Genomic DNA, 9,698 nt, shown 5'->3' on the forward strand with positions numbered 1-9,698 from the left:
TCATTTCAAACTAGATTGAGACACCCCCGCTGCTGCCCAAACGTTCCACGCCGCTTCCACAATCACCTTTAGATCCTGTCCCAGAGGGAGAAAGGAGCTAGGAAGCAATGCAACGGAAATGTTTCATTCCTGTTTAAAATGACAACAACAGGGCAAAAACTGTCCTGGAAGGACGGGGCTTTAGACCCAGTTTTTGGGTAACGCAGTGAAAATCGGCGGCCAATGTACGTTGGGGCAAGGCCAGCAGATCCTCCCCCGCCAATTTTTGAAAAGACTTGCCCACCCCAGTTACCTTGCCCTTCAAGTGCGATCACTACCCTATCTCCAATCGCGCCGAGGAGATAGAGTTCTCCAGCCGTTGAAAGGGGTGGCGGGAATTACAACGGTTTTTTGCCCAAACCACTTTCTATTGCCCAGCGGGCCAGTTCTGTGCGGTTGTGCAGGCCGGTTTTGCCCAGCATGTTGCTGACGTGGCTTTCAACAGTGCGCTGGCTCACCCCAAGAGTTTCGGCAATCTCGCGGTTGGACATGCCCCTGGCCACGTACTGGATCACCTTAGTTTCTGTTGGCGTCAGCTCAATTTCCCGATCCAGTTTTATGACCGGCTGAATGCCCACATTCTGCACTTGTAACAGGCGCTCGGTATGTTTGAGAGAAGACTCCACCTGCGCCACCAATTCTTCCGGCTCAAAGGGCTTGACCATGTAAACATCTGCCCCTGTGGTCAGGCCGCGCACCCGGTCTGCCGTTTGCCCACGCGCCGACAGAAAAATCACAGGTATCCAGTCCGTAGCACTGTTGGAGCGAATGGTTTCCACAAAGGTGTAGCCATCCATCTCCGGCATCATCACATCGCAGATGATCAGGTCTGGAGTGAAATGGCGCATCGCTTCCAACCCCTCCAGACCGTTGCTTGCCGCCACCACTTCGTAGCCGCGAAACTCCAAGTAATCCTTTGCCAGAAGGATCAAGTTCGGATCGTCGTCGATGAGCAACAGTCGCTTCGGGTTGTCCACAGCTCACCTTTTGAGCGCTAAGCTAAAATGAGCGCTAAGCTAAAAAGTTTTAGGTGAAGAAATACAGAACTCCTGTTTTTGTGACCTTCACTGTAGGGAAACGACTCTTGAGTACCACCCTTTTGCTTGCTCAATTGGGGAGCAGCCTATGGTAACTGTGCCCTACCCCTAGTCTCTAGGATATCACACATGGAAGAAGTGGAAGTATCCACTTGCGAAATGCTGGCAACAGTATCTCTACGGAATTTAGGAGCCCTGGCTGGTAACCCTATCCCACAAACCTGGCAGAGCTGGCCTCTGCTCTGAAATCGCAGTGCCCAACACATAACCGCAATCTACCCAAAAATTTGTATCTCGTGTGTCTATATATCACATACCTATATGCTTAAGTACCGATATATCTAACATCTGCTACCTATTCAAGTGCCCGTATGTCTTCTGGCTGGGGTTTCCAGGTAGGCAGGCGGACAGAGCTGGTGGAGAATGGAAGAAAGCCTGCGCTTTAACGACAGCCGACATGGGGAGAACGGGTGGAAAAGGGCACACTGGTGGAGTTTCGTTACAATAACGACCGTGTGTTGGCAGTGGTTCAGGGCACCGAGGGCAAGAAGAACCTACTGCTGGGGGTGCCTTCTGGGCAGGTTCATAGTGTTCACCCTCGCCAGATTACCTTTGCTTTGAACGGGGGATCCAGCTTCACGGCTTCCGACATCCCCGGCTTTTGGCAGGCGGTGCAAGCAAAGTTGGATCCCGAAAGTTTGGCGTTGGCCTGGGAACTGGTGCAGGAGGAGCGTCAGCCCCTGAGCTTGGCGGAGATGGCTCGGCTGTTGTTTTCTGATGATTCTCCGGTCTCTACCTATGCCGCCTACCGCCTCTTGAGCGAGGATCGCACCTACTTCAAGCAAAAGGGGGAAAGCTACGAACCCCGCACTCCGGCTCAGGTGAAGGAGATCCTCCATCAAATGGCCGTCGCCCAACAACGGCAGCAGGAACAAGCAGAGTTTGAGGCCCACCTGCGGGAGGCTCTGGCTCATCCCGGCCAAGGGTATCCCTGGACTCCTGCCGAGCGGGCCCGCCTGGAGGTGCTGGAACGCCTGGCCTTACAGGGAGCAGCAGCAGCCATTCGCAGCCACGAGGATCTCTCTTCCAATCTCAACCCGTCGGATCGGGAACGGGCCTCGCAACTGCTGGAGCTGATGGGGTTTCCTGACACTCCGCAGGGGGCCTTTGAGGCTTTGGTGGCTCTGGGGCTGTGGAGCCGCCACGAGAACCTGGCCCTGCGCCTCACCGGGATCCCAACCCAGTTCCCGAAGGCGGTGGAGCGATACACCCAAGCCCTGCTCAGCCAGCCTCCCTCTTTCTGGGATCCCCATCTGCGGCGGGATCTCACCCATCTCCACACCTACACCATCGATGATGCCAGCACCCGCGACATCGACGATGCCCTCAGTGTCGAGTTTTGGTCGGATGATGCGGTGAAGCTCTGGATCCACATTGCCGATCCCAGTTGTTGGGTGCAGTGGGGGGATCCCCTTGATTTGGAAGCCCGCAAGCGTGGCACCAGTGTCTATTTGCCGGAGCGGGTGATCCCGATGTTCCCACCGGAGTTGTCCACTGGCCCGATGAGCTTGGTGCAGGGAGAGGTGCGGCCTGCCCTTAGCTTTGGCATTCTACTGGGATCCGACGGCCAGATCCGGGATTCCGAAGTTTGCCTCAGCCAGATCAAAGTGACCTACCGCCTCACCTACGAAGATGCCGATGAAATGTTGGAGTTGGGGGCAGAGGCTCAACTGACAGCCATTGCCCGGGCAGCCCAGTGGCGTTATGGGTGGCGCATGGCTCAGGGGGCCATTCAGATCGGCCTGCCGGAGCAAGATATCAAGGTCATCGACGAGATCCCCCACCTCCGGGTAATCGAGGATACTCCTGCGCGGCAGATGGTGGCGGAAATGATGGTGCTCACCGGCGAGGTGGCGGCTCGCTTCGCCAGCCAAAATGGGATCCCGGTGCCCTATCGTCTGCAGCCGGCTCCCGACTTACCTCCTCCCGAAGTGCTGGATAGGTATCCCCAGGGGCCAGTTCGGTCTTTTGCCATCATGCGCTGTCTATCGCGGGCGGAAGTAGCCACCCAGCCGGGGCGACATACAGGGCTGGGGCTTGAGGCCTACTGTCAGGTTACCTCCCCGATTCGGCGCTACCTGGACTTGGTGGCCCATTACCAGATCAAGGCTTTCCTGCGTGGGGATCCCTTGCCCTTGACGGAAGCGGATGTGCAGCAGCTGCTGCTGGGGATTGAGCCGGGCACCGTAGAGGCCAACCAGGTGGAGCGGAAATCCAAGCGCTACTGGAGCATCGAATACCTGCGGCTGCGACCGGGGCAAACTTGGCGGGCCTTGGTCTTGGGCTACCTGCGCGAGCAGGAAAACTTGGTGCTGGCCATGCTGGATGAGATTGCCTTTCGGGTGCCGGTGCGCCTAGAACGCCAGATTCCTCTGGGGGCTTGGATCGAGTTGGAAGTTGTGCAGGCGGATCCCCGTGCGGATGTGATCGAGCTGCGCGAGGTGGGACGAGAGGCGGCCATGTGCGGATAGATGCACCTTAACCTGCTGCTCACCCAATCTGCGCGGATAGCTGATACAACAGAGGGGGAAGTCTCAAAAGTCTGGATCGTGAATTTTCTTTAGGGGGGATCCCATGACTGCACGACCTTCCGGCCCACCTCCAATCGTTTACATTCTTTTGTTCGCGATACTGGGAGGCGGCGGCTGGTATGCCTATCGTTCCGGCCTGTTGGACTCATTCCTGAATAGAGAGAACACGCCTCCTATCCCCAGCCAGATTCCAGCTGCCCGGCCCCAAGCCCCAACAGCGCCCAACCCCCCTCAGGCCCAGGTACCCAACCCGCCTGCCAACGCCGTTAATCTGGATACTTCTCTGCCCAACCCAGTAGTGCTCCAGATGGATGGCAGCGTCACGATGATCCGGATCGTCTTGGCCCTGAAGGGAGGCTACACCCAGCGCAACCCCGGCATTCCCCTCGCCTATGGGATCCCGGATGGCAAGCCCAATGGATCCAATGCCGGCCTGAAGGCCCTGATGGAAGGTCGCATCCAGATGGCCGCTAGCTCCCGCCCCCTCAATGCCAGCGAAGTGCAGGCGGGTCTACAGGCGATCCCGGTGGCCAAAGATGCCCTGGCGGTGGCGGTGGGGGTGAACAACCCCTACAAAGGAGGACTGACGCTGCAGCAATTGGCCGATATCTTCCAGGGTCGGATCACCAATTGGAGCCAGGTGGGCGGCCCGGATCGGCGGATTCGGGTCCTCAATCGCGCCCCCCAGAGCGGCACCTACAGCGTTTTCCAAGAACTCGTGTTGTTGGGGCTGCCCTTCGCTCCCGATAACCCTCCCTACTTCACCACCGCCACAGAAGATGTCACCACCCCGCTGCTGCGGGCTTTGGGAGAAGATGGCATCACCTACAGCACTGTCGATCAGGTGCAAAACCAGCAAACGGTGCGGATTGTGCCCATCGACGGCCAGATGCCCACCCGTGAGGCCATCCAGAGGGGCAGCTACCCCTTGGCGCGGACTGTGTTTTTGGTGGCACCTCAAAGAACCAGCCCTGTGGTGGCCGATTTCATCAACTACGCGCTCTCGGATCAAGGCCAGCAAATCATTGGCCGCACTGAGTTCATCCCCCTCCGATAGCAACCCAAAAATAGCATCTGAGATAGCCGCCGACAGCAAGCGCAGCGATATCTCTGGACTTTTCCAGAAGACGCCTTCCACCTGCTCCTATTCAAGGCACTTAGTCGTTTCAGGTTAGAGTGAGGCGCCTGAGCTATTGAGAAAAGCCTTTGGCCGCGTGCGTTCAACGTTTTAGGGGTGGGTGCAGCGTCCTAGTTTGAATCCAAATGACCCTAAATGTTAGAGAGGGGGCCCTAATTTTCACCAAAGTTCAATTTTTCAGTTCTCTCGGCGCACAGCGCTCTCATGCCACTTGCCCAACACCCTGTCGGATAGAGCACTTAAGGAAATAAAGATCAGGATCCCCAAGCCGGTGACCAAGATCAAGGCCGCAAACATGCGGGGCACCTGCAGGTTGAAGCTGGAGATCAAGATCTGGTAGGCGATCCCGGCCCGCTGCCCGCCAGTACCAGCGACAAACTCCGCCACCACCGCCCCAATCAAAGAGAGGCCACCGCTGATGCGCAGGCCCCCCATGAAATAGGGCATGGCACTGGGTAGCCGCAAGTAGATCAACGTTTGCCAGCGGTTGGCCTTGTACAGTTGGAACAGGTTGAGCAGGTTGTGATCGACGCTGTTCAGCCCCAGAGTGGTGTTGGAAAGAATCGGGAAAAAAGCCACAATCCAGGCGCACACCACCATCGCAGCAAAGGTGTTGTTGCGCAGCCAAATGATGATCAGCGGGGCGATGGAGACAATGGGCATCGTCTGTAAAATCACCGCATAAGGGAAAAAGCTGCGCTCGATCCATTTGCTCTGGGTGAACACAATCGAGACCAAAAGCCCCGACACTGTGGCAGCCAAAAAGGCCACCACCGTAATTTGCACAGTGATCAACAGGGAAGGAAAAAGCGTTCCCCAGTCGCGGATGAGGGTTTGCACCACCAAAATCGGCCCCGGCAAGAGGTAGTGGGGCACTCCCGTTACCCGCACCGCCACTTCCCAGCCCACCAAGAAGAGGATCCCGACGATAAGGGGGGCAATCACTTCCAGGTTGAACCAACGGCCCAGATTCAACCCCTTTGCAGGCACCCCTGAGCCGGCACTCGGTATGTCTGCCTCATCCGTGGGTTGGGATCCGAGTTTTTCTCCAACTGCGCCGGTCAGCTTGGGCAGAGACCAATCTGGCCAATGGAGAGGCCAGCTCTCCCCCAAGCCAACAAGGGATCCCAGCCAACGGCGCCATGGCTCGAGAAGCTGGACAAACAGGTCGAACATATCGTGAGGTTGGGGCATCAAGGGACTTACGCAACAGAGAGAACACCGCTAAGCCAGGGATCCCGTCAGCGCAAACGTCCAGCAGAGAGGGGGCGCAAATAGGGGGGATCCTGAGCTGAGCCGTGCATGGCCTCGTGCAGACGGGCCGACACTTCACGGCAGTAGTTGTTGTAAAGGGAAGAGGTGCGAAAGTCTTCCGAGCGGGGATAGGGCGCATCGATGGGAATATCGGCTATCACCCGCCCTGGGCGAGCCGCCATCACCACCACGCGGTTGGACAGGTAGACGGCCTCGTAAATGTTGTGGGTAACAAAGATCACCGTCCAGCGCTTTTCTTGCCACAGCTCCAACAGGTCGCTGTTCAACTTGCTGCGGGTGATTTCATCCAGAGCTCCGAAGGGTTCATCCATCAGCAACACCTGCGGCTTGGTTACCAGGGCGCGAGCAATGGAAACCCGCATGCGCATGCCGCCCGATAGCTCGCGGGGAAAACTGCGCTCAAACCCCCGCAGGCCCACCAGTTGCAGAGCTTCCAAGACATCTCGATTGGCTTTTGGCTTGGGCTCACCTGCCAACTTCAAGGGCAGACGCACATTGTCCATCACCGTCGCCCAAGGCATAAGGGCCGGTTCCTGAAACACAAAGGCCAACTTGGGTTCCCCTTGGGGAGCATCCTTCTCAAGATTTTGCCCCCATTCGATAGAGCCTGTGGTCAGATGCCCCAGACCCGCCACCAACCGCAGCACCGTGCTTTTCCCACAGCCGGATGGCCCCACCAAGCTGACAAACTGCCCTTCTTGGATGGTCATATTCATGTCCTGCAAAGCCACCGTGCCATTGGAATAGACCTTGCTGACATGGTTGAGGGTAATGACAGGGGTGGGCATGGCTGGCAATTCCCGGAGCAGAGGAAGCACACACTTTCAAAATAACCCTCTCTGCCGCCTCTGCTTGGTAGGCGTAACTGCAACTCTTTCCCTCAGAACCGGTTTCCAGAGAGTTTCTCACGGAAAGCTTGCGATGACCCAAATCGGAGCAGCAAGTCGGTATGATGTTGCCGACCACCCTCTGGCCAAGGAACACATGGGATCCCCATTTAAACCGGTTGCAGGTGCTGTTACAGCCCCGCGAGGATTTCGAGCCGCTGGAGTGGCCGCTGGCCTCAAGCCCTCAGGAGCTGCGGATCTGGCTTTGATCGTTTCCGAGTGCGATGCGGTTGGGTCAGGCGTTTTTACCACCAATCAGGTCAAAGCAGCCTGTGTTACCTACAACCAAGGGATCCTCGCCCAACAGCAGCCGGTGCGGGCCATCCTCTGCAATGCTGGGCAAGCCAACGCCTGTACCGGCGAAGAAGGGGAGCGCAACAATGCCCAACTGGCCCTCTGGGTGGCAGAACGGTTGGGGATCCCGGCCCATCAGGTGCTCACGGCCTCCACAGGGGTCATCGGGCGACAACTGGAAATGCCGAAAATCCAGGCAGCCCTGCCCGGCCTTATCGACAGCCTCTCTCCAGAGGGGGGGGAGAGCGCCGCCCGCGCCATCATCACCACCGACTTGGTGACCAAAAGCGTTGCCCTGCAAGCTGAGATCGACGGGTACACCGTCAGGGTCGGGGGCATTGCCAAGGGATCCGGCATGATCCACCCCAACTTGGCCACGATGCTGGCTTTTTTAACCTGCGACGCGGCTGTGGATCCCCGCCTGTGGCAGCAGATCCTCAAGCAAGCTGCTGACCTCAGCTTTAACCAAATCACGGTGGATGGGGATACCAGCACCAACGACATGCTCTTGGCCCTGGCCAACGGCCAAAGTGGGATCCCAACCCTGCAAGCCGGCACAGAAGCTGCCCAGACTTTGGCGGAGATGGTCAACCAAGTTTGCATTCATCTGGCTAAGGCCATTGCCCGCGATGGGGAAGGAGCTACCAAGCTGCTGGAAATTCGGGTGTGTGGGGCTGTGGATGATGGGGCAGCCCGGCATATGGCCCGTGTGATCGCCAGCTCTCCCTTGGTGAAGGCGGCAGCTTTTGGCAACGATCCCAACTGGGGACGGGTGGCAGCCGCCGCCGGCCGAGCCGGGATCCCCTTCGACAGCCGCCGGTTGGATATTCGTCTGGGGGATTTTCTGCTCATGCAGGGGGGAATGCCCCTGGCTTTCGATCGCAAGGCAGCCTCTGAGTACTTGAAAGGGGATCCGGTGACCTTTACCGTGGATCTCCATCAGGGATCCGGCCAGGGCGTGGCCTGGGGCTGCGATCTCAGCTACGATTACGTGCGCATCAACGCCGAATACACCACCTAATGGGGGATCCCAGCCATGACCACCGAATCGAACGCAAATAACGGCTTTTCTACCGAAGCCCAAGCGGCTTTGGCCAAAGAAGCGAGGCTTTCCCTATCCGGCTGGCAACAATGAGTCGAGGCTTAGCCTTGGTTTCATGCCACCAACATCCGCAACGCACCGGCCCACAACCTGGTGCAACTGGGCATTGGTGGCTGGCAAGTGCCACGGCAAGGGGTGAAGGTGTGCCGGGAGCGGGCCACCCACATCCTCACCGTTACCGACATCACCGAAATGGGCTTGGATGCAGCCGCCGATTTCGCCCTCGAAAAAGCCCTAGACGGCACCGATTGTGTGTACATCAGCTTCGATATCGACTGCATCGATGCCGGCTTTGTGCCGGGTACAGGCTGGCCGGAGCCCGGTGGGCTGCTGCCGCGGGAAGCGCTCTACTTGCTCAAGCGCATTGTGCGGGAAGCACCGATCTGTGGCCTGGAGGTGGTGGAAGTCTCTCCCCCCTACGACATTAGCGATATCACAGCTCTAATGGCCACCCGAGTTATTTGCGATACGCTGGCCCATTTGGTGGTATCTGGGCAACTGCCGCGCCGAGAGAAGCCCGCCTACATCCACCCGGAGGCGACGCCAGAAATGGCCGGCGACTGGAGGTAAGAGATGCACGAGACCGACATGACCCGCGCCTTGATCCAAACACTACGTGACTGGTGGCAAAGTCAGCCGGGACAGCCTCAGATCGCTCGGGTGCACCTGGTGGTAGGACAGTTCACCTGTGTAGAGCCGGCCAGCCTAACCTTTGCCTATGCCGCACAAACCCAGGGTACTTTCCTACAGGGATCCCAGTTGGTCATCCGGGAAACGCCGCTCATTGCCTATTGCCATCCCTGCGGCCAAGAATACAAGCCAGAAATAGGCCGGCGCTATGCTTGCCCCAACTGCGGATCCCCGATGGAAGAGATTCGCTCGGGCCGAGAGCTGAAAATTGACTACATCGAGATTGACTACATCGAATGTTCAACAAACTTCACCCCACCGGCGCAACCAGAAGTCGCCTAGGCCGCTCCAAAGCTAAGTCCCAGAAGGACAGCTGCTCCCAAGCTGAGGATGAACATCAAGCCGGCAGGCATTAACGTTCGGGTTTTGCGGTAGCGCAGGGCGAATACGATAGATCCCAGCACTGTCGTCCCCAGGCCCAAGCCCAGCCCCCAGCGGGGATCCACCCCCAGCAGCCCATAGCTGACTCCGCTGAGGGCGGCCCCAACCAGCCCCCCGATGAGAGACTTGGAGCTTTTGCCTTTGCTATAGCCGATTGCTCCGCCCACCAAAAGCAGTGCCCCGTAGACCAGCAAGGTGATTTGTGCGGCCAGCATGATGGGAAAACCTTGTCCTCTCTAGGTTGTGTTGATCTTTCATTTGAGC

Annotated in this window: 8 protein-coding genes and 1 pseudogene; 5 read left to right on the forward strand and 4 right to left on the reverse strand. The window is 58.0% G+C overall.

Annotation, left to right across the window (positions count from 1 at the left end):
- Positions 1-377 precede the first annotated feature (377 nt).
- The gene (locus tag NW818_RS00360; protein WP_414380901.1) at positions 378-1,016 is read right to left on the reverse strand and encodes a response regulator transcription factor; all 639 of its coding nucleotides are present in this window, start codon (positions 1,014-1,016) and stop codon (positions 378-380) included.
- 530 nt (positions 1,017-1,546) lie between these two features.
- On the opposite strand from NW818_RS00360, the gene NW818_RS00365 reads away from it, so the two are divergent.
- Positions 1,547-3,607: a ribonuclease catalytic domain-containing protein gene (locus NW818_RS00365; RefSeq protein WP_414423533.1), complete on the forward strand. Its 2,061-nt coding sequence runs from the start codon at positions 1,547-1,549 to the stop codon at positions 3,605-3,607.
- A 103-nt stretch (positions 3,608-3,710) separates the two neighbouring features.
- Positions 3,711-4,724 (forward strand): phosphate ABC transporter substrate-binding protein, encoded by a 1,014-nt coding sequence (locus NW818_RS00370; RefSeq protein WP_414423534.1) that lies wholly within the window; start codon positions 3,711-3,713, stop codon positions 4,722-4,724.
- 258 nt (positions 4,725-4,982) lie between these two features.
- On the opposite strand, the gene NW818_RS00375 is transcribed toward NW818_RS00370, so the two are convergent.
- Positions 4,983-5,999 (reverse strand): ABC transporter permease, encoded by a 1,017-nt coding sequence (locus tag NW818_RS00375; RefSeq protein WP_414423535.1) that lies wholly within the window; start codon positions 5,997-5,999, stop codon positions 4,983-4,985.
- A 47-nt stretch (positions 6,000-6,046) separates the two neighbouring features.
- Positions 6,047-6,868 (reverse strand): ABC transporter ATP-binding protein, encoded by an 822-nt coding sequence (locus tag NW818_RS00380; protein ID WP_414423536.1) that lies wholly within the window; start codon positions 6,866-6,868, stop codon positions 6,047-6,049.
- Between the two features lie 196 nt (positions 6,869-7,064).
- Here NW818_RS00380 and argJ point away from each other — a divergent pair, with 196 nt between their 5' ends.
- The 3 genes and pseudogenes from argJ to hypA all read left to right on the forward strand — a co-directional run bounded on the left by argJ (position 7,065) and on the right by hypA (position 9,335).
- The gene (gene argJ, locus NW818_RS00385; RefSeq protein WP_414423537.1) at positions 7,065-8,282 is read left to right on the forward strand and encodes a bifunctional glutamate N-acetyltransferase/amino-acid acetyltransferase ArgJ; all 1,218 of its coding nucleotides are present in this window, start codon (positions 7,065-7,067) and stop codon (positions 8,280-8,282) included.
- 126 nt (positions 8,283-8,408) lie between these two features.
- A pseudogene (locus NW818_RS00390) lies at positions 8,409-8,933 on the forward strand (arginase family protein); the annotation flags it as partial.
- A 3-nt stretch (positions 8,934-8,936) separates the two neighbouring features.
- Complete coding sequence (gene hypA, locus NW818_RS00395) at positions 8,937-9,335, forward strand: hydrogenase maturation nickel metallochaperone HypA (RefSeq protein WP_011434106.1); 399 nt, start codon at positions 8,937-8,939, stop codon at positions 9,333-9,335.
- On the opposite strand, the gene NW818_RS00400 is transcribed toward hypA, so the two are convergent.
- Positions 9,332-9,649, reverse strand: coding sequence for a TMEM14 family protein (locus NW818_RS00400; RefSeq protein ID WP_011434105.1), 318 nt, complete (start codon positions 9,647-9,649; stop codon positions 9,332-9,334). The two genes, hypA and NW818_RS00400, sit on opposite strands and share 4 nt — an antisense overlap.
- Positions 9,650-9,698 lie beyond the last annotated feature (49 nt).

Origin of the sequence: Synechococcus sp. R6-5, from assembly GCF_047461775.1 — a bacterium.
In the GTDB taxonomy this organism is placed as follows: domain Bacteria; phylum Cyanobacteriota; class Cyanobacteriia; order Thermostichales; family Thermostichaceae; genus Thermostichus.

Excerpts from the sequence above, each read along its gene's own strand:
- NW818_RS00370 (WP_414423534.1), top strand. The coding sequence starts at position 3,711 with ATGACTGCACGACCTTCCGGCCCACCTCCAATCGTTTACATTCTTTTG.
- NW818_RS00375 (WP_414423535.1), bottom strand. The coding sequence starts at position 5,999 with ATGCCCCAACCTCACGATATGTTCGACCTGTTTGTCCAGCTTCTCGAG.
- NW818_RS00380 (WP_414423536.1), bottom strand. The coding sequence starts at position 6,868 with ATGCCCACCCCTGTCATTACCCTCAACCATGTCAGCAAGGTCTATTCC.
- argJ (WP_414423537.1), top strand. The coding sequence starts at position 7,065 with ATGGGATCCCCATTTAAACCGGTTGCAGGTGCTGTTACAGCCCCGCGA.
- hypA (WP_011434106.1), top strand. The coding sequence starts at position 8,937 with ATGCACGAGACCGACATGACCCGCGCCTTGATCCAAACACTACGTGAC.
- NW818_RS00400 (WP_011434105.1), bottom strand. The coding sequence starts at position 9,649 with ATGCTGGCCGCACAAATCACCTTGCTGGTCTACGGGGCACTGCTTTTG.